The organism is Burkholderia plantarii (assembly GCF_001411805.1).
Classification (GTDB): Bacteria; Pseudomonadota; Gammaproteobacteria; order Burkholderiales; family Burkholderiaceae; genus Burkholderia; species Burkholderia plantarii.
The window spans coordinates 1,792,800-1,817,448 of the sequence record NZ_CP007212.1 but is presented as its reverse complement, the minus strand read 5'-3'; the positions used below and the strand labels follow the sequence as shown (position 1 = coordinate 1,817,448).

Sequence of the window (24,649 nt, the reverse complement as noted above, 5' to 3'; positions counted from 1 at the left end):
GGAACCACCGGCGTGACGTCCGGGCGTCGCCGCGCCGCTCAGGCCGTCCGCGGCGGCAGCGCGGCCGCCGGGGCGTGCTCGTCGTCGGCCTCCGGCACCAGCCCCGTACGGTTCACGAGCAGCTCGGCGAGCGTCACGCCGAGCCCCTCGCCCGTCAGCGCGGCCACCAGCCGCTCGCCGTCGAGCACGGTGCGCCCGCGCTGAATCTGGTACATCAGCTCGTCGCGATCGACCACGAACGCGTCGAACAGCTGCCCGAGCGTCACGCGCTCCGGGCTCGCCAGCAGGATGTAGCGCGGCGGGCCGCTGCCGCCGCTCTCGAGCCGCGCGATCCATTCGCGGTCCTCCATCGCCGACAGCAGCCGCTGCGCGGTTTCCATGCCGCAGCGCACCATCACCGCTAGCCGCGCCGCCGAGCGGCCGGATCGGCCGGCGTCGCGCGCCTCGGCAAGCCGCGCGAGCAGGGCCAGCGCGTCGAGCAGGTCGCTGCCGGGATAACCGACCCGGTGGAACTGGCCGATCCGGATCGCCGGCAGCGCCGAGGCAACCATCGCGCCCGCCAGCGCGATCAGCCAGCTCAGGTAGACCCACACCAGGAACAGCGGCACCGCCGCGAACGCACCGTACACGGCCGTGTAGGTCGGAATGCGCCGCACGTAGTAGCCGAAGCCGCGCTTGGCCAGCTCGAACGCGAGCGCGGCGCACACGCCGCCCACCACCGCGTCGCGCCAGGCCACCGCGCAGTTCGGCAGGTAGACGTAGAGCAGCGTGAAGGCCACCACCGTCAACGGCAGCGAGGCGGCCGTGAGCAGCCACTCGAACGACGACGACGTGGCCGGCGCGCCGGCGAACGCGAGCGACTTGGTGAACAGATACGACGAGATCGACAGGCTCACGCCGAACAGCAGCGGCCCGAGCGTGATGATCGCCCAGTAGGCCAGCACGCGCTGCGCGAACGGCCGGGGCTTGCGCACGCGCCAGATCACGTTGAACGCCGACTCGATCGTCATCATCGTCATCACCGCGGTCACGACGAGCACGATCAGGCCGGCCGTGGTCAGCCCCTTGGCTTTCGACGAGAACTGGTTGAGGTACTTGAAGATCTGGTTGTTGATCTGTGCCGGCATCAGGTGGTCGGCGAGGAAACTCTGCAGCGACGCCTGGAACGAAGAGAAGATCGGGAACGCGGTGAACAGCGCGAACGCGACGGTGACGAGCGGCACCAGCGCGAGGATCGTCGTGAAGGTCAGGCTGCCCGCCACCTGCGGGATGCGATCCTCCGCACCGCGCCGGGCGGCGAAACGGGCAAGGCGTTTGATGGTGTCGAGGTCGACGCTCAGTTTCGGCAACGGCTTTCTCCTTCCGGCAACACGCGCGCCGCCGCGTGTCGCGACGGTCGCACCCCCTATAATAGCCGCTCACTCTAGAAGCCTATGAAAGACATCCTGGTGCTCTATTACAGCCGCCACGGCGCGACGCGCGAACTCGCGCTCGCGATCGCGGCCGGCATCGACGCCGTGCCCGGCGCGCAGGCGCGCATCCGCACGGTGCCGCCCGTCTCCACCGTCTGCGAGGCCAGCGAGCCCGAGATTCCGTCCGACGGCCCGCCCTACGCCGAGCCGCGCGATCTCGAGGAATGCGCGGGCCTCGCGCTCGGCTCGCCGACGCGCTTCGGCAACATGGCCGCGCCGCTCAAGTACTTCCTCGACGGCACCACCGCGCAGTGGCTCGCCGGCGCGCTCGGCGGCAAGCCCGGCGCCGTGTTCACGTCCACCGGCAGCCTGCACGGCGGCCAGGAATCGACGCTGCTGTCGATGATGCTGCCGCTCATGCACCACGGCATGCTGATCGTCGGCATCCCGTACACCGAAAGCGCGCTGACCACCACCGACGGCGGCGGCACGCCCTACGGCGCCTCGCATCACGCGCGCAGCGGCCACGGCGCCGCGCGCGCGGGCCTGCTGTCCGCCGACGAGCGCGGGCTCGCCGTCGCGCTCGGCACCCGGCTCGCGCAGGCCGCGCTGCGGCTGGCCGCCCCGCTATGAACGCGCCGGCCGCCGCCCGCGCCGGTTACGCTCGGCTCGCGCTCGGCTGCCTCGTCGCGCTGATCGCGCTGTCGCTCGCCTGGGAGCTGTGGCTCGCGCCGCTGCGCCCGGGCGGCTCGGCGCTGATGCTGAAGGCGGTGCCGCTCGCGCTGATGGTGCCGGGCGTCTGGCGGCGCAGCGTCTACACGTTGCAATGGGCGTCGATGCTGATCCTGCTCTACTTCGCCGAGGGCGTCGTGCGCGGCATGACCGACGGCGGGCTGTCGGCGCGGCTCGGCTGGCTCGAATGCCTGCTCGCGCTCGGCTTCTTCGCCGCCGCGCTCGCCTGCGTCGCGCCGTTCAAGCGCGCGGCGCGGCAGGCGAAGGCCGCCGGCCGGATGGCCGAGGCCGCGCCCGCCCCCTCTCCCCGCGCCACGCGCGCCGGCCGCTCCGTCACGGAGCCGGCGGCGCCGCGGCACGGCAAACCGGCCGAGGCGCGGCGTGGCAAGCGCGCGCCGCGCCGCCCTTCCTGACTGACTTCGAGACCTTCGCGATGAGCCCTTCTTCCGCTTTCCTCGATGCCTGCCGCGCCGCGATCGGCGCCGAGCACGTCCTGACCGACCCGCACGACACGGCACCGTTCGTCACCGACTGGCGCAAGCGCTACCACGGCGCGACCGGCGCGGTGCTGCGCCCCGGCTCGACGGACGAGGTCGCGGCGCTGGTCAGGCTGGCGGTCGAGCATCGCGTCGCGCTGGTGCCGCAGGGCGGCAACACCGGCCTGGCCGGCGGCGCGACGCCCGATGCGAGCGGCACCCAGGCCGTGCTGAGCCTCGGGCGCCTGAACCGCGTGCGCGAGCTGGACGCGCACAACAACACGATCACCGTCGAGGCCGGCGTGATCCTGGCCGAGATCCAGGCACGCGCGCAGGACGCCGGCCGGCTGTTCGCGCTGAGCCTCGCGGCCGAAGGCAGCTGCACGATCGGCGGCAACCTCTCCACCAACGCGGGCGGCACCGCGGTGCTGCGCTACGGCAACACGCGCGAGCTCTGCCTCGGCCTCGAAGTGGTGACGCCGCAGGGCGAGATCTGGAACGGCCTGCGCGGGCTGCGCAAGGACAACACCGGCTACGACCTGCGCGATCTCTACATCGGCGCCGAGGGCACGCTCGGCATCATCACGGCGGCCGTGATGAAGCTGCATCCGCGCCCGGCCGCGCAGGTGACCGCGCTGGCCGCGCTCGAGTCGGCTCACGCCGCGCTCGATTTCCTGGCGCTCGCGCAGCGCGCGGCCGGCCCGCTGCTGACCGGTTTCGAGCTGATGTCGGATTTCTGCATGCGGCTCGTCGGCAAGCACTATCCGCAGTTGCGCTACCCGTTCACGGGCACCCATGCGCAGACGGTGCTGCTCGAACTGTCCGACAACGAAAGCGAGGAGCATGCGCGCGCGCTGTTCGAGGCGATGATGGCCGAGGCGTTCGACACCGGGCTCGTGACCGACGCGGTGGTGGCCGGGAATCTCGCGCAGTCGCGCGCGTTCTGGGACCTGCGCGAGCACATCCCGCTCGCGCAGGCCGACGAGGGGCTCAACATCAAGCACGACATCGCGGTACCGATCTCGTCGATCGCGCGCTTCATCGACGAGACCGACACGGCGATCCAGCAGGTCGCGCCCGGCGCGCGGATGGTCACGTTCGGCCACCTCGGCGACGGCAACCTGCACTACAACGTGCAGACCCCCGAGGGCGGCGACCCGAAGGCGTTCCTCGCCGAGTTCCAGGAGCCGATCAACCGCGTGGTGTACGACAACGTGCAGCGCCACCACGGCACGATCAGCGCCGAGCACGGCATCGGCCAGCTCAAGATCGACGACGCGCAGCGCTACAAGTCGCCAGTCGAGGTCGGGCTGATGAAGACGCTCAAGCAGGCGTTCGACCCGCTCGGTCTGATGAATCCCGGCAAGGTGCTGCGCTGAGCCGCCAGCGAGACACCGCCATGCCGATCCGCGTCCGCGTGCTGTCCGACCTGCACCTCGAGGGCAACCGGCCCGAGGCGATTCCCGGCGCGCCGGCCGACCTGGTGGTGCTGGCCGGCGACATCCACAACCACGCCGAGGGCCTGCGCTGGGCCGCCGGGAGCTTCGATGCCGAGGTGCCGGTGGTCTACGTGCCGGGCAATCACGAGTATTACGACGGCGCGTTCGGCGCGCTCGAGGCCGCGATGCGCGACACCGCCGGCGCGCTCGATGGCGTCCATTACCTGAACCGCGACGTCTATGAAGACCCGGCCGGGCGCTTTCGCGTGCTCGGCACCACGCTCTGGACCGATTTCGCGCTGTTCGGCGCCGACCCCGCCGCGCGCGACCGGGCCATGACGGCCTGCGCACGGGCGATGTTCGATTTCAACGGAGCGATCCAGGTGGACTGGGCCGCCGCCGGCGCACCCGGCCCGGACACGCCGGCTGGCGCCTCGCGCGCGCTGACGCCGGCCGACACGCTCGCGCTGCACCGCGCCGCCTGCGCCTGGCTCGAGACGGAGCTGAAGAAGCCATGGGCCGGCGCGACGATCGTCGTCACGCACCACGCGCCGCACCGCGCGAGCCTCGCACCGCGCTATGCCGACGACATTGTTTCGGCCGGCTTCGTCAGCGAGCTGGACGCGCTGGTCGCGCCGCCCGTCGCGCTGTGGGTCCATGGCCACACCCACACCTCGTTCGACTACACGGCGGCGAGCGGCACGCGCGTGGTCTGCAACCCGCGCGGCTACCTGCGCCGCCGCACCGGGGAATGGGAGAACCCCGAGTTCGCCTGGGACAAGGTCGTCACGCTCTGAATCCGCCCGCCGTCGTGCGGCGGCCGGCAACCGGCAGGCGATTGCCCCGAAACCGCGGCGGTAAACGGCAACGGGCGTGCTTCAAGCACGCCCGTCGAAAGGCTCGCGAGGCGGCAGCACCGGCCAACGCCGGCCCTACCCGACGCGCGGCGGCGACCGGATCGCCCGCCGCGCCTCAGTCGCGCGGCGAACGCCGCACCGGCTGCCGGACCCGCACCGGCACCGGCCGCTGCTGCAGGCCGCCGCGCAGCAGATCGCGCGCACCCATCACACCCATCAGGCCGACCACGGCCGCAATACCCAGCATCACCCAGTGCGCGCTCATCGTTTTTCTCCGTCAGTCCGTCAGTGCAATGACTCAACAGTAGCAAATCGCGCGCGTTTCGAGCGTAAAAAAGTGTTGCCGAACTGAAAAGCAACGTCAGACGCGCGGCGCGCAGCCGGTCGCCGGTCCCGCTCAGGTCACGCGCGTGTAGCGCTGCAGCGTCTCGATGTCGGCCTCGATGGTGGCCGGCAGCGACTCGCGCATGAAGTCGACCCAGGTGCGGATCTTCGCGTCGAGATACTGACGCGACGGATACAGCGCGTAGATGTTCATCACATGCGAACGATATTCGGGCATCACACGCACGAAGTGGCCGGCGCGCAGGCCGGCGATCGCCGTGTAGAGCGGCAGCACGCCCACCCCCATGCCCTCGCGGATCGCCGCCGACAGCGCCTCGGCCACGTTGACGCAAAACGACGGCTGGGTGACGGGAAAATGCTCCTCGCCCGCCGGCCCGACGAACTTCCACTCGTCCCAGACGAAGCCGGGCGCCATCATGCCGAGACAGGCGTGCGCGTCAAGGTCCTGCGGCCGCTGCGGCACGCCGTGGCGCTCGAGATAGTCGACCGACGCGCAGGCGACGTTGAAGGTTTCGCCGAGGCGCTGCGAGACCAGCCCGGAATCGGGCAGGTGGCGGTCGACCACCACCGACACGTCGAAGCCCTCGTCGAGCAGGTCGGGCAGCCGCTGCGCGAGCGTCAGGTCCACCTGCACCTCGGGATAACGCTGCCTGTAGCGCGCAATCATTGGTACTGCATAATGTTGACCAAGGCTGGTCATGCTGTGGATCCTCAGCTTGCCCGACGGACGCGCGTGCGCATCGCCCGCCTCCGCTTCGGCCTGATCGACGTAGGCGAGGATCTGCTCGCAGCGCTGCAGGTAGCGCTCGCCGGCCTCGGTCAGCGCGATCCGGCGCGTGGTGCGATTCAGCAGACGAGTGCGCAGGTGCGCCTCCAGATCCGACACCGCGCGCGAGGCGTAGGCGGTGGTCGAATTCAGCTGTTGAGCGGCCGCGGTGAAGCTGCCCGCATCGACCACGCGCACGAATACACGCATGTTCTGAAGCGTATCCATACCGATTCCCCCTTTAATGCGAGCAGATTGTTGCACAAAGCAGAAGCAATATTATCTCAGAAAACGTAAAAATGCCTTGCACCCTTACGGGCTTATTCGGGAATAAACGGAAAAATATAATCATGTCCGGGTCATCTTTATCCGAATGGGAGAAAATCGTGCAGTCTCGGGCAACAAAAGGGACATTCGCACTGGCGGTTCTTGCAATGTTATTAACAATGGCTGGATGCGCGAGCATGGGTCATGTTGAGCCGCAGGCGTCGAAAGTCGAGGCGTCCGCACTCGATGCGGGAGCCGCCATCCGCGCCGCCAACCACGACGCGGGCTGGCCGAATGCCGACTGGTGGCGCGCCTATGGCGACCCGCAACTTGACGCATGGATTGCGAGCGCACAAGCGGGCAATCCGTCGCTGGCCGCCGCGCAGGCGCGCGTGCGCCAGGCGCAGGCGGTGGCGAGCGTCGCGCACGCCGACGAGCTGCCGCAGCTCGACGGCGAACTCGCGCTGCAGCGCAAGCACTGGCCCGACGATTATTTCTACGGGCCGGGCACGCTCGCCAACAGCAACACCTGGAACAACAGCGGCACGCTGAACCTGTCCTATCACCTCGACCTGTGGGGCAAGGACAAGAACAACGCCGAGCGCGCGCTCGACGCGGCGCGGGCCCAGGCGGCCGACGCGCGCGCCGCGCGGCTCGAACTCGAGGTCAACGTCACGCGCACCTACATCGAGCTGGCGAAGAACTTCGCGCTACTCGACATCGCCCACCAGGCCTACGACCGCCAGAACGAACTGCTCGAACTCGCCCGCAAGCGCCTGCGCGCCGGCATCGGTACCCAGCTCGAGGTCAGCCAGGCCGAGGCGCCGCTGCCCGACTACTCGCGGCAGATCGACAGCATCGAGGAAGCCGTGCAGCTCGGCCGCCACCAACTGGCCGCGCTGGCCGGCAAGGGTCCCGGCGCGGGTGATGCGCTGACGCGCCCGACGCTGTCGCTGACGGCGCCGGCGGGCCTGCCCTCGGCGCTGCCGGCCGAGCTGATCGGCCGACGCCCCGACGTGGTGGCCGCGCGCTGGCTGGTCGACGCGCAGGCGCGCGGGATCGACGTGGCGAAGGCGCAGTTCTATCCGAACGTCGACCTGCTCGCCTCGCTGGGCGGCTTCGGCGTCGGCTCCGCGTTCGCCGGCTTCCTGCGTTCGATGAACGGCGGCTGGTCGGCCGGCCCCGCGCTGACGCTGCCGATCTTCGAGGGCGGGCGGCTGCGCGCGCAGCTGGGCGCCGCCTCGGCCGGCTACGACGAGGCCGTCGACCACTACAACCAGACGCTCGTCTCGGCGCTGAAGGACATCGCCGACGACGTCGTGCGGATCCGTTCGCTCGACACGCAGCGCGAGGACGCGGCCCGCTCGGTGTCGCTCACGCGCCGTACCTTCGATCTCTCGCACCAGGGCTTCAAGCGCGGGCTGACCGACTACGTGAACGTGCTGGTCGCGCAATCGCAGCTGCTGCGCGCGCAGGAGAACCGCACGCGCATCGAGGCCGAACGGCTCGCCGCGCATGCATCGCTGATGGCCGCGCTCGGCGGCGGGCTCGAAACGCCCGACGACGCGCCGGCGCAGGCCGCGGCGCCGGCGGTCGCCTCGCCCGCTGTCGCTGCTTCGTCGGCGGCCGGATCCGGCGCGTCGGCCCCCGTCGCGGCGAGCGCGCCGACGGCCCCGCGGCCGGCCGCGCCGAAAGCGGTCGTCCGGCACGCGCGCCCCGCCACCGGCGAAGCGGGCCGCGCCGCCTCGTCAACCGCTTCGCCGGCGGTTTCACCAGCCCCGGCAACCGCCGCCCCCGCCCGCGCCACCGTGCCGGCCGCCCACTGACGGAGACCCGCGATGTCCGCTCCCTCGTCATCCCGCCACGCCCCGCCGCCGCCCGGCCACTCGCGCCTCGCCGTGCTGGGCTCGGCCGTCGCCGACTGGACGCGCACCGACGGCAACGCGTGGCTCTACGTCGCCAAGGCGCTCACGGCGGCCTTCATCGCGCTCGGCGTGTCGATGGTGCTCGACCTGCCCGCGCCGAAGACGGCCATGACCACCGTCTTCATCGTGATGCAGCCGCAAAGCGGCGCGGTGCTCGCCAAGAGCTTCTACCGGCTGCTGGGCACGCTGGTCGGCCTCATCGCGACGCTGACCCTGGTCGGCCTGTTTCCGCAGCAGCCGGTGCTGTTCCTGGTCGCGCTGGCGCTGTGGATCGCGGTCTGCAACGCCGGCGCCACGCGCAACCGCAACTTCCGCAGCTACGGCTTCCTGCTGGCCGGCTACACCGCCGCGCTGATCGGCCTGCCCGCCTCGCAGCAGCCCGACACGGCGTTCATGAGCGCGCTCACGCGGGTGGCCGAGATCGTGGTGGGGATCCTGTCGGCCGGCCTCGTCAGCGCGCTGGTGTTCCCGCGCTACACGGGCGAGCAGATGCGCACCACGCTGCGCCGGCGCTTCGCCTCGTTCGTCGATTACGTCGCCGCGGTGCTGTCCGGCAAGCTTGAGCGCGCGCACATCGAGAGCGTGCATACGAGTTTCGTGGCCGACGTGATCGGCTTCGAGGCCGCCCGCAGCATGGCCGTGTTCGAGAACCACGAACAGCGCTCGCGCAACGGCCGGCTGTCGCGCCTGAACAGTGAATTCATGATGGTGTCGAGCCGCTTTCACGCGCTGCACCAGTTGATGAACCGCCTGCGCGAGTCGCACGATGCGGCCGCCGTGGTCGCGCTGGAGCCGTACTACCGCGAGATCGCGCCGCTGCTCGAACCCGACGGCGAGCCGGTACGCACCGCCGCCGACGCCGCGCGCGCGGCCGGCCCGCTGCGCGCCTATCGCGACGCGCTGCCGGCGCGGATCCGCGCGACGCGCGCGCAGCTCGAGACGCAGCCCGATTTCCCGCTGCTCGATTTCGACACGGCCGCCGAGCTGCTCTACCGCTTCGTCTCGGACCTGCACGACTACGCCGCCACCTACGGCTCGCTCGCGAGCGAAACGCACGAGCGCGAGCACTGGATCGAGCACTTCGAGCCGAAGACCAACCTGACCGCCTCGCTGATCGCCGGCATCCGCACCGCGACCGTGATCCTGATCCTCGGCTGGTTCTGGATCGCCAGCGCCTGGCCGAGCGGCGTGATGCTGGTGCTGAACGCGGCGGCCACCTGCGCGCTGGTGTCGATCTCGCCGCGACCGAGCGCGATGTCGATCCAGATGGGCCTGGGCGCAACGCTCGGCGTGCTGATGGGCATGCTGCTGATGTTCGGCATCTATCCGCGCATCGACGGCTTCCCGATGCTGTGCGTGGCGCTCACGCCGCTGCTGTCGATCGGCCTCTGGCTGACCACGCGGCCGAAGACGGGCGCGCACGGGATGGGCTACCTGATCTTCTTCAGCTTCCTGGCCGGCCCCGACAACATCACGCAGTACGCGCCCACCGAGTTCCTCAACAACGGCCTCGCGATCCTGCTGTCGATGCTGGTGTCGGCGGTGGCGTTCGCGGTGCTGATCCCGCCCACGGCGCCGTGGCTCAAGCGCCGGCTGTTCGCCGACCTGCGCCGGCAGGTGGTGCTGGCCTGCCGCGGGCGGCTGGGCGGCAGCCTGCGCGCTCGCTTCGAAAGCGGCACGCGCGACCTGATGCATCAGGCCCACACGCTGTCGGCCGACCAGCCGGGCGTGCAGCGCGAGGCGCTGCGCTGGATGTTCGCGGTGCTCGAGATCGGCAACGCGATCATCGACCTGCGCCACGAGTTCGCCGGGCTGCCGCCCGATCCGCGCTACGCGGCCACCATGCCATGGCGCATCGCCGTCCACCGCACCCGCGTGACGATCGCCGCGCTGTTCGTCCGGCCCACGCCGGCGCGCTTCGACGCCGCGCTGGCCGCCAACGTCGAAGCGATCGCCGCGACCCGCCAGGCCATCGACACGTTCGCGCCGCCCGCCGAGGACCGGCACCGTATGGAGCGGGTCCTCCGTCACCTGCATTTCGTGCGCACCGCGCTGCTCGACCGCGAATCGCCGCTGGCGGCGCTCGACGGCCACGCGGGCGCGCCGCTCAACCCGGGAGTCCAATCATGATGCCGCGTGAAATCGCCGTCCTCGACGCGTACATGCCGACCATCGTGCTGATGTTCATCGTCGGCGCGATCCTCACCTGGATCGTCGACCGGCTGCTGTCGTTCACCGGCCTGTATCGCGTGGTCTGGCATCCGTCGCTGTTCCGCGCCAGCCTGCTCGTCTGCATCTGCGGCGGCCTGAGCCTCGCCGTCTATCGTTGAAAAGAACCGAACCATGCTACTGAGAAAACTCATCGGCTTCGTCGCGACAGCCGTCATCCTCGTGATCGCGATCCTGATCGGCCAGCGGCTGTGGGTCCATTACATGGACGAGCCGTGGACCCGCGACGGCCGCGTGCGCGCCGACATCGTCAACGTCGCGCCCGACGTGTCGGGCGCCGTGGTCGAGCTGCCCGTGCGCGACAACCAGTTCGTCCACAAGGGCGACCTGATCATGCAGATCGACCCGTCGCACTACGCGATCGCCGTCGAGCAGGCCAGGGCCGCCGTCGCCGCGCGCGCCGCCGAGCTGCAGATGCGCCGCGCCGACGCCGCGCGCCGCGCCGATCTCGATGCCGCCGTGGTGTCGAAGGAAAACCGCGAGAACGCGGCGCAGTCGGCCTCGGGCGCCGCCGCGCAATACCAGCAGGCGCTCGCCGCGCTCGACGCCGCGCAGCTGAACCTCGCCCGCACGCGCGTGGTGGCGCCGGTGGACGGCTACATCACGAACCTGAACGTGTTCCGCGGCGACTACGCGACGGCCGGCAACGCCAAGCTCGCGATCATCGACAGCCACTCGTTCTGGGTGTACGGCTATTTCGAGGAAACCAAGCTGCCGCGCGTGCGGATCGGTGCGCAGGCCGAGATGCGGCTGATGAGCGGTGGCGTGCTGAAAGGCCATGTCGACAGCATCTCGCGCGGCATCTACGATCGCGACAACCCGCAGAGCCGCGACCTGGTGGCCGACGTGAATCCCACCTTCAACTGGGTGCGGCTCGCGCAGCGCGTGCCGGTGCGCATCCATATCGACCAGGTGCCCGACGGCGTGGTGCTGTCGGCCGGCACGACCTGCACGGTGATCGTCGACGAGCACAAGCCGGTGGTGCCGGTCACGCCCGACGCCTCGGCTGCACCGGCCTCCGCCAGCGCGTCGGCTTCGGCCACCGCAGCGGCCTCGTCCACCGCGCCGGCCAAGCGCTGAAACGGCGGCCGGCACCGCCGGCGCCAGTCGTCATGCGGCTCGCGACGCGTTGCGCATCGCGGGCCGTTTCACATTCGCGCCGTGGCAAGCGGGCGAACCGCACGCGCCGGCGCGAATCGGCTCGGGCCGGCGTTCGTCCACGATTTCGTCTGAAGGAAGGCGCAACGAAAAACCGGACGGGCCGGGTGCCCTACCGCCGCGTCCGGCCTCCGTCCGGTCCGTCGCCGCCGGGGCGGCGGCGCAAGGTGGCGCGCGAAGGCGCGCCGGCGGCTCAGGCGGCGAGCCGGAAGTGCCCGACCAGCGCCTTCAGCGCCTGCGCCTGCTCGTCGAGCGAGCGCGCCGCGGCGGCCGCCTGCTCGACCAGCGCCGCGTTCTGCTGGGTGCCCGCGTCCATCTGCTCGACCGCGCGACCGATCTCGTCGATCCCGGCGCTCTGCTCGGTCGAGGCCGCCGAGATCTCGCCGATGATGTCGGTCACGCGCCGTACCGCGCGCACCACTTCCTCCATCGTCTGACCGGCGTCGGTCGCGAGCTGCGCGCCGTTGGCGACGCGCTCGACCGAGGCGCCGATCAGCTGGCGGATCTCCTTGGCGGCCGTTGCCGAGCGCTGCGCGAGCGATCGCACCTCGCTCGCCACCACCGAGAAGCCGCGGCCGTTCTCGCCGGCCCGTGCCGCTTCCACCGCCGCGTTCAGCGCGAGGATGTTGGTCTGGAACGCGATGCCCTCGATCGTGCCGATGATGTCGCGAATGCTCTTCGCGCTCGCGTCGATCTCGTTCATGGTTTCCACCACGCGGCTGACCACCGAGCCGCCCTGCTCGGCCACGTCCGACGCGTTCTGCGCGAGCGCGCTGGCCTGCCGCGCGTTCTCGGCGTTCTGGTGGACCGTGGAGGTCAGCTGCGACATGCTCGACGAGGTCCGTTCGAGCGCGACCGCCTGCTGCTCGGTGCGCTGCGACAGGTCGAGGTTGCCGGTCGAGATCTCGCTCGAGGCCGAGGCGATCGCCTCGGCGCTGGCCGCGATCTCGCGCACCGTGCCGGCCAGCTGGCGCTGCATCTCGTCGAGCGCGTGCAGCACGCTGCCGCGATCGTGCTTGGACAGCGTGACGTGGCGCGACAGGTCGCCGTGCGCGATGCCGGCCGCGATGGTCTTGGCCGTGGCGGGCTCGCCGCCGAGCTGCACGCCGAGCCGGCGCACCACCCAGGTGGCGATCACGATCGCCACCACGATCAGCGCGGCCGTCATCGCCGCGATCATCAGGAACGAGGCATGGAAGCGCGCGGTGGACGCGTCACGCGTGGCCTTGGCGGCCTCGCCGCGCGAGGCGACCAGCGCGTCCACCTGCTTCTCGAGCTTGCCGGTCTCGACCAACAGCGAGACGTCCTGGGTGCCGACCTGCCAGTTCATCTGCGACAGGTCGAGCGGCTGCTGCTTGATGAGCGTCACAAAATCGCGCAGGTGCCCGCTCCAGCCCGCCACCGCCTTGGTGAACGGGTCGAGCGTGGAGTGCTCGGCCGGCGCCGTGTAGCGCTGCAGCACGGTGACCTCGGTCGTGATGCCGGTGAGCGCCTGTTCGATGTCGTTGCCGAGATCGTCACGCTCCTTCGCGGTGGTCGCGGTGAGCAGCATCTTCTGGGCGCGGCTCGCGCGCAGAAGATGCGCCCGCACCGACTCGGCCGCGTTGCTCGCCACGTGGCCCTGCTCGTAGACCGAGCCGATCGAGGCGTCGAGCTTGCTGATCTGCCATAGCGAGAACAGCCCGATCGCCAGCGTGCCGATCAGCACCACCGCGAACGCGGCGTACAGCGTCGTACGCACCGACCACGCGCGCGCGGGCTCTCCGCCCGCGCGCCGCGACGCGCGTTTTCCGTGGGTCCGCGCGGCAGACGCCGCCGCGCCCGCCGTGTCGCGGTCCGTTCCCGGTCGAGCGCGCAGCGAAATTCCCATCATTGATTCTCCCGTCCTGTTCCTGCCGCCGGATCGATCGGCTCCGGCGTCACCGTTCGGCCGACCGCCGCGGATCCGCGGCACGGCCCATTTCGTGCGTGTCGTCACGAATGACGGCTTGTCGGCACGCACCATTTTTTTCTTGAGTCCGGGTCATCACCGGTTGTCAGAAATTCAATGATCTCACCCGATTTTTTTGACCGCCACTCTCGCGACGGCCCGGGCCTGCCGGGCAGGTTGCCGGCCACGTGCCGCGATGGCCGATTCGAGATAAAACTTGGCCTGACAATTCGAGCGAGCCAACTTACACTGCCGTCACTGTCTCGAAAATCGACGAACCCGCCGGCCCCGCCGCGCATCAAGTCCGCCCAACTCATGCAAACCAGTCTCGACAACCGCCCGTCCCTGACCGGCACCGCCCCCGCCGCCACGGCGCCGGCCCCCGCGCGCACCGATTACCCGGTGCTCGGCGCGATCAGCTTCTCGCACCTGCTCAACGACATGATCCAGTCGTTGATCCTCGCGATCTATCCGATGCTGAAGGCCGACTTCACGCTGTCGTTCGCGCAGATCGGCCTGATCACGCTCACTTACCAGATCACCGCCTCGCTGCTGCAGCCGCTCGTCGGGCTCTATACCGACAAGCGGCCGATGCCGTTCTCGCTGCCGGTGGGCATGGGCTTCACGCTCTCGGGGCTGCTGCTGATGTCGGTCGCGCCGAGCTTCGGGCTACTGCTGGTGGCCGCGGCGCTGGTCGGCTGCGGCTCCTCGGTATTCCATCCGGAATCGTCGCGGGTCGCGCGGATGGCCTCGGGCGGCCGCCACGGCCTCGCCCAGTCGCTGTTCCAGGTCGGCGGCAACGCCGGCTCCTCGCTCGGGCCGCTGCTCGCCGCGCTCGTGATCATCCCGCACGGGCGGCACAGCATCGCCTGGGTGTCGGTGGCCGCGCTGGTGGCGATCGTCGTGCTGACCCAGATCGGCCGCTGGTACCAGCGCCAGCCGGCGCGCCAGAAGAAGGCGGCCGGCACGCGCCACGCGTCGCTGTCGTCGCGGCAGGTCGCGTTCGCGCTCGCCGTGCTGATGATGCTGGTGTTCTCGAAGTACTTTTACCTGGCCAGCATCAACAGCTACTTCACCTTCTACCTGATCGACAAGTTCCACCTGAGCGTGCAGACCGCCCAGCTGCACCTGTTCATCTTCCTCGCGGCGGTGGCGGCCGGCACCGTGATCGGCGGCCCGATCGGCGACCGCATCGGCCGCAAGTACGTGATCTGGACCTCGATCCTCGGCGTCGCGCCGTTCACGCTCGCGCTGCCGCACGCGAACCTGTTCTGGACCAGCGTGCTGACCGTGATCATCGGGCTGGTGCTGGCCTCGGCGTTCTCGGCGATCCTCGTCTACGCGCAGGAACTGATTCCCGGCAAGGTCGGGACCGTGGCGGGCCTGTTCTTCGGGCTCTCGTTCGGGATGGGCGGGATCGGCGCGGCCGTGCTCGGCGACCTCGCCGACGTGAAGGGCGTGAGCTACGTCTACCAGCTCTGCGCGTACCTGCCGCTGCTCGGCGTGCTGACGGTGCTGCTGCCCGACGTGGAAGGGAAAAAGGCGGCGAGGCGCGCCGCCTGACGGCGCGGACTGATTGGCTGTCGCCGGAAGTCGTGAAAACGGCGCGGCGCGGGAACGATCCCGCCCGCGCCGTTTTTGCATCGCTCGGCGAACGCCAGGCGGACCGGACACTGGATTGCCCGAGGACTTGCCCGAACCGGCGCGCGAGCGCGGCCGGCGGCATGCGCGCTCAGGCCGGCTGCGCGCCCGCCGTGGCGTGCGGCGCGGCCAGCGCCATCAGAAAGCGCTGCAGGATGCCCGACGAATAGCTCGCGGCGATCTCGGTCAGGAAGTTCGTGAACGACGCGGTGGCGTGGTCGTCGGCGGTGTCGGAGATGGTGCGCACCACCGCGCACGGCACGCCGTACTCGTAGCAGACCTGGGCCAGCGCCGCGCCTTCCATTTCCACGGCCAGCGCGTCCGGCACGCCGTCGCGCAGCGCCGCCACCTCGTGCTCGCTCGAGACGAAGCGGTCGCCGCTGACGATCAGCCCGCCATGCACGCGCGCGCCGCGCAGCCGGAAGCGCTCGTTTAGTTCGGCGCCGCGCTCGGCCACGAAGCCGTCGCAGGCGGCGCGCAGCGCGGCCGACAGCGCCGCGTCGGCGGCGAAGCGCGTCACCCCGAGCAGCGGCACTTCGTGGCGCGGGAAGATCGGCGAGGCGTCGAGGTCGTGCTGCAGCAGCTGGCTCGCCACCACCACGTCGCCCACCGCGATCTCGCGCGCCACGCCGCCCGCCACGCCCGCGAACACCACCGCACGCACGTTGAAGCGATGGATCAGCGCGGTTGTGGTGGTGGCCGCGGCCACCTTGCCGACGCGCGCCAGCGTCACCACGCACGGCACGCCCCAGGCCGTGCCGACGTGGTATTCGCGCTGGCCAAGCGTGGTGGTCTCGACCACGCCTTCGGCCTGCATCCGGGCCACCAGATCGCCGAGTTCCTGCGGCAGCGCGGCGAGAATGCCGAGCGGCCGTTTCCTGTCGTAGTGCATCTGCATCGTCGTCATTCCACTGCCTGGAGTTTCGCCACCGCGAGCGCGAGCCATTTCTCGCCGTGGCGCTTGAAGCGGACCTGCGCCTTCGCGTCCGCGCCTTCACCTTCGAGGGCCGTCACGGTGCCCTCGCCGAATTTCGTATGGAACACCGGCTGGCCGACCTTGAAGCCGTTGCCGGCCGCGCGCTGCGCGTTCGCGAACGCGGGCAGCGGCGCCGTCACGGCGGCGTCCACCACCGCGTCGCGCGAGCCGCCGCCACCGCCGTTGCCGCCGCCCGGCCGCGCGAACCAGTTGCGGCCCCAGCCGGCGTTGTCGGCGCGGCCGCCCCAGCGGCTGCCGGCCTCCACCTGCGGCGTCAGCCACTTCAGCACCTGCTGCGGCAGCTCGTCGAAGAAGCGCGAGCGGATGTTGTAGCGGGTCTGGCCATGCAGCAGCCGGCTCTGCGCGAACGACAGGTAGAGCCGCTCCTTGGCGCGCGTGATCGCCACGTACATCAGCCGGCGCTCCTCCTCGAGTCCGTCGGTTTCGAGCGCGCTGTTCTCGTGCGGGAACAGGCCTTCCTCGAGCCCGGTGATGAACACCGCCGTGAATTCGAGCCCCTTGGCCGCATGCACCGTCATCAGCTGCACGGCGTCCTGGCCGGCCTGGGCCTGGTTGTCGCCGGCCTCCAGCGAGGCGTGCGAGAGGAAGCCCGCGAGCGGCGTCATGGTGTCGGGGTTCTGGGACGGATCGTCGAGGCCGGCCGGCGCCAGCACCGCGTCGGCCTCGTCGCCCGCCGCCAGTTCGGGCGCGGCGCTCGCGCCCGGGCGCAGCGGGATCGAGCGCGCCGGCGTGTCGAGCCCGTAGCCTTCCTCGCTGACGAACGCGGCGGCCGCGTTGACGAGTTCCTGCAGGTTCTCGAGGCGGTCCTGCCCTTCGCGCTCGCCCTGGTAGAAATCGGCCAGGCCGCTCGCGCGCACCACGTACTCGACCGTCTCCGGCAGGCTCATCTGCGCGGTTTCGGCGCGCAGCTTCGCGATCAGGTTCGCGAACGCGCCGAGGCTCGTGCCGGCCTTGCCGGTCACGTAGGGAATCGCGGCCGCCATCGCGCAGTCGTGCAGGCGCGCCGCGTCGGCCAGCTGCTCGATCGAGCGCGCGCCGATCCCGCGCGTCGGGAAATTCACCACGCGCGCGAACGCCGTGTCGTCGCTCGGGTTGTCGATCAGGCGCAGGTAGGCGAGCGCGTGCTTGATTTCCTGGCGCTCGAAGAAGCGCAGGCCGCCGTAGACGCGGTAGGCGATGCCGGCCGTCATCAGCGTGTGCTCGATCGCGCGCGACTGCGCGTTGCTGCGATAGAGCACCGCCACTTCGCTGCGCGCCATGCCGCCGCTGATCAGCGAGCGGATCTCCTCGATGATCCAGCCGGCCTCCTGCGAATCGGTGGCCGCCTCGTAGACGCGCACCGGCTCGCCGTGGCCCGCCTCGGTGCGCAGGTTCTTGCCGAGCCGGCGCGAATTGTGGGCGATCAGGTGGTTCGCGGCGTCGAGGATGTTGCCGTGCGAGCGGTAGTTCTGCTCGAGCTTGATCAGGTTGCGGACCCGGAACTCGTCCTCGAAGTCGCGCATGTTGCCGACGTTCGCGCCGCGGAACGCGTAGATCGACTGGTCGTCGTCGCCGACCGCGAAGATCGCGTTCTGCTCGCCGGCCAGCAGCTTGAGCCACGCGTACTGCAGCTTGTTGGTGTCCTGGAACTCGTCGACCAGGATGTGCCGGAAGCGCGCCTGATAGTGCGCGCGCAGCGCCGGGTTGAAGCTCAGCAACTCGAAGCAGCGCAGCAGCAGCTCGGGGAAATCGACCACGCCCTCGCGCTGGCACTGCTGGTCGTAGGCCTGGTAGAGCTCGACGAACATCCGGTTGAAGCTGTCGTTGGCCTCGACCTTGTCCGGGCGCAGCCCTTGCTCCTTGGCGTTGTTGATGAAGTACTGGACGTTCTTCGGCGGATATTTCTCGTCGTCGATGTTCGCGGCCTTCATCAGCCGCTTGATGGCGGAGAGCTGGTCGGCCGTGTCGAGGATCTGGAACGTCTGCGGCAGCCCGGCATCGCGATAGTGCGCGCGCAGCATGCGGTTGCAGAGGCCGTGGAAGGTGCCGATCCACATGCCGCGCGTGTCGATCGGCATCATCGCCGACAGGCGCGAGAGCATCTCGCGCGCGGCCTTGTTGGTGAAGGTGACGGCCAGCACGGTGGGCGGCGACGCGTAGCCGTGCTGGATCAGCCACGCGATCCGCGTGATCAGCACGCGCGTCTTGCCGCTGCCCGCACCGGCGAGAATCAGCGCCGGCTCGTTCGGCAGCGTGACGGCGGCGTATTGTTCGGGGTTCAGGTTCGCTAACAGATCGGGCATAAAGCGCAAGACGGACGAAGAGGCATGAGGCACGCGGGGCCGGGCACGGCCGCGCGGCGCGATGGGCCCGCCATTATAGAACGGCGGCGCGTCGATGCCGGGCCGCGTGCGGCCGCGAGCGATCGGGCGAGGCCGGCGGGCTCCCCCGCGCCGCGCCCCGGCGCCGGGCGCGGCGCGGCTGCGTGGTGAATCCGCCGGGCGGCGCCGATGCCGCATGTCACTGAGGTACCGCACGCCCGGTGCGATGCGCATCCATTTATAATTGACGGTTTCCGCATCAATTCTGCATTTTCAGAGCCAATCCCGACCATGAGCGACAGCACGCTTGAAAAGAGTTTCGAGCCCCAGACCATCGAATCCCACTGGGGGCCGGAGTGGGAAAAGCGCGGCTACGCCGCGCCGACGTTCGACCCCGACCGTCCCGACTTCGCGATCCAGCTGCCGCCGCCGAACGTCACGGGCACGCTGCACATGGGCCATGCGTTCAACCAGACGATCATGGACGGCCTCGCCCGCTACCACCGCATGCGCGGCGACAACACGCTGTGGGTGCCGGGCACCGACCATGCCGGGATCGCCACGCAGATCGTGGTCGAGCGCCAGCTCGACGCGCAAAAGGTGTCGCGCCACGATCTCGGCCGCGAGAAGTTCGTCGAGCGCGTCTGGGAATGGAAGGAGAAATCAGGCTCCACGATCACGAACCAGGTGCGCCGCATTGGTGCATCCACCGACTGGAGCCGCGAATACTTCACGATGGACGACAAGCTGTCGTCGGTGGTGCGCGAGGTGTTCGTGCAGCTCTACGAGCAGGACCTCATCTATCGCGGCAAGCGCCTCGTCAACTGGGACCCGGTGCTGCTGACCGCGGTGTCGGACCTGGAAGTGGCGAGCGAGGAGGAAGACGGCAGCCTCTGGCACATCAGCTACCCGCTCGCCTCCGGCGCCGGCCACCTGACGGTCGCCACCACGCGCCCCGAGACGATGCTCGGCGACGTGGCCGTGATGGTGCATCCCGAGGACGACCGCTACCGCCACCTGATCGGCCAGTCGGTACGGCTGCCGCTCACCGGCCGCGAGATCCCGATCATCGCCGACGACTACGTCGATCGCGAGTTCGGCACCGGCGTGGTGAAGGTCACGCCCGCGCACGACTTCAACGACTATCAGGTGGGCCTGCGCCACGGCCTGCCGCAGATCGAGATCCTCACGCTCGACGCGAAGATCAACGACAACGCGCCCGAGGCCTATCGCGGCCTCGACCGCTTCGAGGCGCGCAAGCGCGTGGTGGCCGATCTGGAAGCGGCCGGCGCGCTCGATTCCGTCAAGCCGCACAAGCTGATGGTGCCGCGCGGCGACCGCACCGGCGTGGTGATCGAGCCGATGCTGACCGACCAGTGGTTCGTCGCGATGACGAAGCCGGCGCCGGAAGGCTCGTTCCATCCGGGCAAGTCGATCACCGAGGTCTCGCTCGACGTGGTGCGCGACGGCAGCATCCGCTTCGTGCCGGAAAACTGGACCACCACCTACTATCAATGGCTCGAGAACATCCAGGACTGGTGCATCTCGCGCCAGCTCTGGTGGGGCCACCAGATCCCGGCCTGGTACGGCGAGAACGGCGAGGTGTTCGTCGCGCGCAGCGAGGCCGACGCGCGCGCGCAGGCCACGGCCAGGGGCTATGCCGGCGCGCTGCGGCGCGACGAGGACGTGCTCGACACCTGGTTCTCGTCGGCGCTCGTGCCGTTCTCGTCGCTCGGCTGGCCGAACGAGACGCCCGAGTTGCAGCACTTCCTGCCCTCCTCGGTGCTCGTGACCGGCTTCGACATCATTTTCTTCTGGGTTGCCCGGATGGTCATGATGACGACTCACTTCACGGGCAAGGTGCCGTTCCACACCGTTTACGTGCATGGGCTGGTGCGTGACGCGGAAGGCCAGAAGATGTCGAAGAGCAAGGGCAACACGCTCGACCCGATCGACATCGTCGACGGCATCGCGCTCGAGGAACTCGTCGCCAAGCGCACCACCGGGCTGATGAATCCGAAGCAGGCCGCGAGTATCGAAAAGAAGACGCGCAAGGAATTCCCGGACGGCATCGCCGCGTTCGGCACCGACGCGCTGCGCTTCACGATGGCCTCGATGGCCACGCTCGGACGCAACGTGAACTTCGATCTCGCGCGCTGCGAGGGCTATCGCAACTTCTGCAACAAGCTCTGGAACGCCACGCGCTTCGTGCTGATGAACTGCGAAGGCCACGACTGCGGGCGCGACAAGCCGCAGCCGTGCGTGGACGGCGGCTGCGGCCCGGGCGGCTACCTCGATTTCTCGGCCGCCGACCGCTGGATCGTGTCGCTGCTGCAGCGCGTGGAGGCCGAGATCACGAAGGGCTTCGACGACTACCGCTTCGACAACATCGCCAACGCGATCTACAAGTTCGTGTGGGACGAATACTGCGACTGGTACGTCGAACTCGCGAAGGTGCAGATCCAGAACGGCACGCCCGAGCAGCAGCGCGCCACGCGCCGCACGCTGCTGCGCGTGCTCGAAACGGTGCTGCGCCTCGCGCATCCGGTGATCCCGTTCATCACCGAGGCGCTGTGGCAGAAGGTGGCGCCGCTCGCGGGCCGCTACCCGGAAGGGCGGGCCGAGGGCGAGGCCTCGCTGATGGTGCAGACGTACCCCGCCGCCGATCTCGCGAAGCTCGACGACGCGGCCGAGCAGTGGGCGGCCGAGCTGAAGGCCGTGGTGGACGCGTGCCGCAACCTGCGCGGCGAGATGAATCTCTCGCCCGCCACGCGCGTGCCGCTGCTCGCCACCGGCAACCTCGAGCGGCTGACCACGTTCGCCCCGTACCTGAAGGCGCTCGCGCGGCTCTCCGAAGTGACGATCGTGGCCGACGAGGCGACGCTCGACGCGCAGGCGCAGGGCGCGCCGATCGCGATCGTCGGCGCGAACAAGCTGGTGCTGAAGGTCGAGATCGACGTGGCGGCCGAACGCGAGCGGCTGTCGAAGGAAATCACGCGGCTCGAGAACGAGGTCCGCAAGTGCGAGGCCAAGCTCGGCAACGAGGCATTCGTCGCAAAAGCCCCGCCGGCGGTGGTCGAACAGGAACAGAAGCGGGTGGCGGAATTCCGCGATACGCTCGACAAGCTGGCCGCCCAGCGGGCACGCTTGCCGGCGTCGTAACAATCGGTAAGCCCTCTTGCACAGACCGTGCCAGCCCAATCACCATGGGCAGGCAAGGACGAATCAACCCCCAGGATAAAAGGTCGATCATGCTGAAAGTCACTAAGGCGGTATTCCCGGTTGCCGGTCTCGGCACCCGCTTTCTGCCGGCGACGAAGGCGAGCCCGAAAGAGATGCTGCCCGTCGTCGACAAGCCGTTGATCCAGTACGCCGTCGAGGAAGCCATCGCGGCCGGCATCACGGAAATGATTTTCGTCACCGGTCGCAGCAAGCGCGCGATCGAGGATCACTTCGACAAGTCCTACGAGATCGAGGCCGAGCTCGAAGCGCGCGGCAAGGAAAAGCTGCTCGATCTGGTGCGCAGCATCAAGCCCGCCAACGTCGATTTCTTCTACGTGCGCCAGCCCGAGGCGCTCGGCCTCGGCCACGCCGTGCTCTGCGCCGAGAAGCTGGTGGGCGACAACCCGTTCGCCGTGATCCTCGCCGACGACTTGCTCGACGGCCAGCCGCCCGTGATGAAGCAGATGGTGGACGTGTTCGACCACTATCACAGCTCGATCATCGGCGTGGAGGAAATCCCGCCGGCCGATACGAAGTCCTACGGGATCGTCGACGGCAAGGAGTGGGAAGACTCGATCATCAAGCTGTCGGCGATCGTCGAGAAGCCGGCGCCCGAAGTGGCGCCGTCGAACCTCGGCGTGGTGGGCCGCTACATCCTGAAGCCGCGCATCTTCCATCACCTGCGCACGATCCAGCCGGGCGCGGGCGGCGAGATCCAGCTGACCGACGGCATCCAGGCGCTGCTGGCCGACGAGCAGGTGCTGGCGTACAAGTACGAAGGCACGCGCTTCGACTGCGGCAGCAAGCTCGGCTACCTGAAGGCCACCATCGAGTTCGCGCTGCGCCACCCGGAAGTGCGCGACGAGTTCGAGCAGTACCTGCGCGAGCGCGGCACCGGTTCGCCGGTGTGAGCGTGAGCGCGGCGGCGATACCGCCGCCGACATGATCGAGGCGCCCGCGACGCGGGCCGTCTTTCCAGCGCCGCCCATGCGGCGCTTTTTGTTGGCGCTTTGCTACGGCATCCGCCCCGCCCCGGCGCGGCCCGACGCACCTTACAACTGCGGCCGCCAGATGCTCGGGAACAGCCATTCGAGCATTTTCAGCTGCTTCGCCAGCGCGTCGCGGATGCAGAAATCCTTGATGACGGCGGCCGACACCTTGCGCTGCTCCGCCTGATCCACGACCGACACGAGCAGGACCTCGGGCAGCAGCGGATCGGGCAGGAACGGCGCCTCGCCCGGCGTCGCCACCGTCAGCGTGATGACGCTGACCGCGCGGTCGTCGGCGAACACCACCAGCGTCGCCTCGCGACTCATGCCGGCCGAGCGCAGCGTCGTGTGATAGCGCAGCTCGACGCGCAGAATCTTGCCGAAAAACGTCCGCGTGATCCATGTCTCGGTCGGATTCGGCGGCACGTTGGCGGCCTGCGCGGCGAAGTCGCCCAGCCAGCGCGGCAGGTTGCTGCGCAGCAGTTGCGCCGTGTCCTCGAGCTGCGCCGGGTTCTGCACGCGCAGCCACGCCGACATGTCGATCCCGGAAGCCGGGAAGCGCCGGCTGTCGAGATAGCCGTTTCGCACCACCGTCGAATACAGCGCGAGATCGTCGCTCGCGGCGGCCTCGGCGATCGCCGTCGACGGCAGCATGCCGATGATCTGGTTCAGCAGCTGGCGGCCGGCCAGGCACGCTTCGCCCTGATACTGGATTTGCCGGGCCGCGATCACGTACATCATGCTCAGCGCCAGGTATTGCGGCGTGCCGGGCGCCGCGGCCAGCACCGCGCCCGCGCCGTGAGCGCCCAGTATGCCGGTCACCGCAGCCACCGGCGCCGGCAGCACGCCGAGCTGCGCCACCGTCACGCCCGCCATCGCCGCCATCACGCCCTGGTAGTCGAGCTGCTTGGGCGGGGCCGCGCCGTTGTAGATCTGCGCCAGACGGGTGAACCGCGACATCACCTTGTCCACGCTCCGCGACACGCCCGCGGCCACCTCGCTCAGCATCAGCGCCTGCTCGTCGAAGTGATAGTCGAGCGACGGCAGCGGCAGCAGCACCGTGTGGATCGTGCCCAGGTATTGCAGCGAAACGGGCGTGGGGTCGATCTGCACATGTCCCGACTCCAGGTCCTCCCAGACCTCGACGGCTTCGACGGTATTGCGGCGCGGCAGCGTCACGTCGATCAGTTCCATCAGCAGCGGGCGCTCGATCGTCGGCCCGAGCGCCGCGCCCGGGAAGGCCGGCGCGGGCCAGTCGAGCGGCCGCGCGTGCCAGGTGTAGCCGAGCCGGAACAGCAGGAACGGCTCGATGCCTTCGTTGAAGATCAGGCCGGGCAGCGCGGCGCCCGGCATCGTGCGGTCGCTCAGCTTGCGCGAGGTGTTGAGCCACAGGCCGATGCGCTTCGGGTCGAAGACCTGGCGGATCGTCTGCGGATCGTCGAGCTCGACCATGTAGCGGTACACCGGCGCCGCCGCGCTCTCCTGGTACAACAGTTCCTCGGGCGAGACGATTTCCGGATTCCATCTCGCGATCTCGCTCGCGCAGTTGCGCAAGGCGTCGAGGATCAGGTCCTCCACCAGCGCATAGAGATAGTTCTGCAGCGGCAGCGGCGCCCACGGGTCCACCACGATCTGCGTGTCCCAGTCGGAGCTGCCGCCGCCGTTCTGCGTGGCGGCCGGCCCCATCGGATTGATGACGCACTCGAACGCGTTGCCGCCCTTCATGTAGAAACGCAGCAGCGGCTGCGCCGGATCGAGCCGCAGGTCCTCGCGCACCATGTCGACCAGCGACAGGAGTCGCCCCCACAGCTCCGACAGCGCGTTCAGGACGGCGACCCGCACCGCGGGATAGGTCGGCGCATCGTTGATGGTCGCGGTGAGCGTGCGGCTGAATTTGCGGCGAACGGATCGGACCAGGGGATCTTCCTGCATCAAGCACCTCGGGACTGGGACGGCGACGATGG

The 24,649-nt window shown here is 69.6% G+C and carries 18 protein-coding genes; 11 read left to right on the top strand and 7 right to left on the bottom strand.

Going from position 1 to position 24,649, the window contains the following annotated elements; genetic code table 11:
• Positions 1-38 precede the first annotated feature (38 nt).
• Positions 39-1,349 (bottom strand): YihY family inner membrane protein, encoded by a 1,311-nt coding sequence (locus bpln_RS07740; RefSeq protein ID WP_042624674.1) that lies wholly within the window; start codon positions 1,347-1,349, stop codon positions 39-41.
• Positions 1,350-1,433: 84 nt separating this feature from the next.
• Between bpln_RS07740 and wrbA the strand changes: the two genes are divergently transcribed.
• Genes wrbA through bpln_RS07720 form a run of 4 tightly spaced genes read left to right on the top strand, consistent with a single transcriptional unit; the run spans position 1,434 to position 4,856 of the window.
• A complete protein-coding gene (wrbA, locus tag bpln_RS07735) occupies positions 1,434-2,045 on the top strand; it encodes an NAD(P)H:quinone oxidoreductase (protein ID WP_042624673.1) in 612 nt (203 codons plus the stop codon).
• On the top strand, positions 2,042-2,557 hold the full coding sequence (locus bpln_RS07730; protein ID WP_080937137.1) for a DUF2069 domain-containing protein: 516 nt from the start codon (positions 2,042-2,044) through the stop codon (positions 2,555-2,557). The genes wrbA and bpln_RS07730 overlap by 4 nt, the downstream gene beginning before the upstream one ends.
• Before the next feature lie 20 nt (positions 2,558-2,577).
• A complete protein-coding gene (locus bpln_RS07725; protein WP_055138510.1) occupies positions 2,578-3,999 on the top strand; it encodes an FAD-binding oxidoreductase in 1,422 nt (473 codons plus the stop codon).
• 26 nt (positions 4,000-4,025) lie between these two features.
• Positions 4,026-4,856, top strand: a complete 831-nt coding sequence (locus bpln_RS07720) for a metallophosphoesterase (RefSeq protein ID WP_042626529.1) — start codon at positions 4,026-4,028, stop codon at positions 4,854-4,856.
• Between the two features lie 175 nt (positions 4,857-5,031).
• On the opposite strand, the gene bpln_RS37120 is transcribed toward bpln_RS07720, so the two are convergent.
• Both bpln_RS37120 and bpln_RS07715 read right to left on the bottom strand, forming a co-directional pair.
• On the bottom strand, positions 5,032-5,181 hold the full coding sequence (locus tag bpln_RS37120; protein ID WP_162487018.1) for a hypothetical protein: 150 nt from the start codon (positions 5,179-5,181) through the stop codon (positions 5,032-5,034).
• Positions 5,182-5,313: 132 nt separating this feature from the next.
• Complete coding sequence (locus bpln_RS07715) at positions 5,314-6,255, bottom strand: LysR family transcriptional regulator (RefSeq protein WP_042624671.1); 942 nt, start codon at positions 6,253-6,255, stop codon at positions 5,314-5,316.
• Positions 6,256-6,377: 122 nt separating this feature from the next.
• Here bpln_RS07715 and bpln_RS07710 point away from each other — a divergent pair, with 122 nt between their 5' ends.
• From bpln_RS07710 to bpln_RS07695, 4 genes are read left to right on the top strand one after another with little or no spacing between them, the layout of a single operon-like run.
• Positions 6,378-8,120, top strand: coding sequence for an efflux transporter outer membrane subunit (locus bpln_RS07710; protein ID WP_162492376.1), 1,743 nt, complete (start codon positions 6,378-6,380; stop codon positions 8,118-8,120).
• Between the two features lie 12 nt (positions 8,121-8,132).
• On the top strand, positions 8,133-10,349 hold the full coding sequence (locus tag bpln_RS07705; RefSeq protein ID WP_055138508.1) for an FUSC family protein: 2,217 nt from the start codon (positions 8,133-8,135) through the stop codon (positions 10,347-10,349).
• The gene (locus bpln_RS07700) at positions 10,346-10,549 is read left to right on the top strand and encodes a DUF1656 domain-containing protein (RefSeq protein WP_042624668.1); all 204 of its coding nucleotides are present in this window, start codon (positions 10,346-10,348) and stop codon (positions 10,547-10,549) included. Before bpln_RS07705 ends, bpln_RS07700 begins: the two co-directional genes overlap by 4 nt.
• Positions 10,550-10,562: 13 nt before the next feature.
• Complete coding sequence (locus tag bpln_RS07695; protein WP_042624667.1) at positions 10,563-11,528, top strand: efflux RND transporter periplasmic adaptor subunit; 966 nt, start codon at positions 10,563-10,565, stop codon at positions 11,526-11,528.
• Positions 11,529-11,799: 271 nt separating this feature from the next.
• Here bpln_RS07695 and bpln_RS07690 read toward each other — a convergent pair whose 3' ends face one another.
• Positions 11,800-13,479: a methyl-accepting chemotaxis protein gene (locus bpln_RS07690; protein ID WP_042624666.1), complete on the bottom strand. Its 1,680-nt coding sequence runs from the start codon at positions 13,477-13,479 to the stop codon at positions 11,800-11,802.
• A gap of 372 nt (positions 13,480-13,851) precedes the next feature.
• Between bpln_RS07690 and bpln_RS07685 the strand changes: the two genes are divergently transcribed.
• A complete protein-coding gene (locus bpln_RS07685) occupies positions 13,852-15,099 on the top strand; it encodes an MFS transporter (protein ID WP_042624665.1) in 1,248 nt (415 codons plus the stop codon).
• A 169-nt stretch (positions 15,100-15,268) separates the two neighbouring features.
• Here the strand turns inward: bpln_RS07685 and bpln_RS07680 are convergent, their stop codons facing one another.
• Together bpln_RS07680 and bpln_RS07675 are read right to left on the bottom strand one after the other, a co-directional pair.
• Complete coding sequence (locus bpln_RS07680) at positions 15,269-16,075, bottom strand: 5'-methylthioadenosine/adenosylhomocysteine nucleosidase (protein ID WP_080937274.1); 807 nt, start codon at positions 16,073-16,075, stop codon at positions 15,269-15,271.
• Between the two features lie 5 nt (positions 16,076-16,080).
• Positions 16,081-18,456 (bottom strand): UvrD-helicase domain-containing protein, encoded by a 2,376-nt coding sequence (locus bpln_RS07675; protein ID WP_042624663.1) that lies wholly within the window; start codon positions 18,454-18,456, stop codon positions 16,081-16,083.
• Positions 18,457-18,765: 309 nt separating this feature from the next.
• Between bpln_RS07675 and bpln_RS07670 the strand changes: the two genes are divergently transcribed.
• Together bpln_RS07670 and galU are read left to right on the top strand one after the other, a co-directional pair.
• Positions 18,766-21,636, top strand: a complete 2,871-nt coding sequence (locus bpln_RS07670; protein WP_055138507.1) for a valine--tRNA ligase — start codon at positions 18,766-18,768, stop codon at positions 21,634-21,636.
• An 89-nt stretch (positions 21,637-21,725) separates the two neighbouring features.
• The gene (gene galU / locus bpln_RS07665; protein ID WP_042624661.1) at positions 21,726-22,607 is read left to right on the top strand and encodes a UTP--glucose-1-phosphate uridylyltransferase GalU; all 882 of its coding nucleotides are present in this window, start codon (positions 21,726-21,728) and stop codon (positions 22,605-22,607) included.
• A gap of 141 nt (positions 22,608-22,748) precedes the next feature.
• Here the strand turns inward: galU and bpln_RS07660 are convergent, their stop codons facing one another.
• The gene (locus bpln_RS07660; RefSeq protein WP_055138506.1) at positions 22,749-24,617 is read right to left on the bottom strand and encodes a hypothetical protein; all 1,869 of its coding nucleotides are present in this window, start codon (positions 24,615-24,617) and stop codon (positions 22,749-22,751) included.
• Between the last annotated feature and the right edge of the window lie 32 nt (positions 24,618-24,649).

Coding starts and splice junctions, on each gene's coding strand:
- wrbA (WP_042624673.1), top strand. CDS start 1,434: ATGAAAGACATCCTGGTGCTCTATTACAGCCGCCACGGCGCGACGCGC.
- bpln_RS07730 (WP_080937137.1), top strand. CDS start 2,042: ATGAACGCGCCGGCCGCCGCCCGCGCCGGTTACGCTCGGCTCGCGCTC.
- bpln_RS07725 (WP_055138510.1), top strand. CDS start 2,578: ATGAGCCCTTCTTCCGCTTTCCTCGATGCCTGCCGCGCCGCGATCGGC.
- bpln_RS37120 (WP_162487018.1), bottom strand. CDS start 5,181: ATGAGCGCGCACTGGGTGATGCTGGGTATTGCGGCCGTGGTCGGCCTG.
- bpln_RS07715 (WP_042624671.1), bottom strand. CDS start 6,255: ATGGATACGCTTCAGAACATGCGTGTATTCGTGCGCGTGGTCGATGCG.
- bpln_RS07710 (WP_162492376.1), top strand. CDS start 6,378: ATGTCCGGGTCATCTTTATCCGAATGGGAGAAAATCGTGCAGTCTCGG.
- bpln_RS07705 (WP_055138508.1), top strand. CDS start 8,133: ATGTCCGCTCCCTCGTCATCCCGCCACGCCCCGCCGCCGCCCGGCCAC.
- bpln_RS07700 (WP_042624668.1), top strand. CDS start 10,346: ATGATGCCGCGTGAAATCGCCGTCCTCGACGCGTACATGCCGACCATC.
- bpln_RS07695 (WP_042624667.1), top strand. CDS start 10,563: ATGCTACTGAGAAAACTCATCGGCTTCGTCGCGACAGCCGTCATCCTC.
- bpln_RS07690 (WP_042624666.1), bottom strand. CDS start 13,479: ATGATGGGAATTTCGCTGCGCGCTCGACCGGGAACGGACCGCGACACG.
- bpln_RS07685 (WP_042624665.1), top strand. CDS start 13,852: ATGCAAACCAGTCTCGACAACCGCCCGTCCCTGACCGGCACCGCCCCC.
- bpln_RS07680 (WP_080937274.1), bottom strand. CDS start 16,075: ATGCAGATGCACTACGACAGGAAACGGCCGCTCGGCATTCTCGCCGCG.
- bpln_RS07675 (WP_042624663.1), bottom strand. CDS start 18,456: ATGCCCGATCTGTTAGCGAACCTGAACCCCGAACAATACGCCGCCGTC.
- bpln_RS07670 (WP_055138507.1), top strand. CDS start 18,766: ATGAGCGACAGCACGCTTGAAAAGAGTTTCGAGCCCCAGACCATCGAA.
- galU (WP_042624661.1), top strand. CDS start 21,726: ATGCTGAAAGTCACTAAGGCGGTATTCCCGGTTGCCGGTCTCGGCACC.
- bpln_RS07660 (WP_055138506.1), bottom strand. CDS start 24,617: ATGCAGGAAGATCCCCTGGTCCGATCCGTTCGCCGCAAATTCAGCCGC.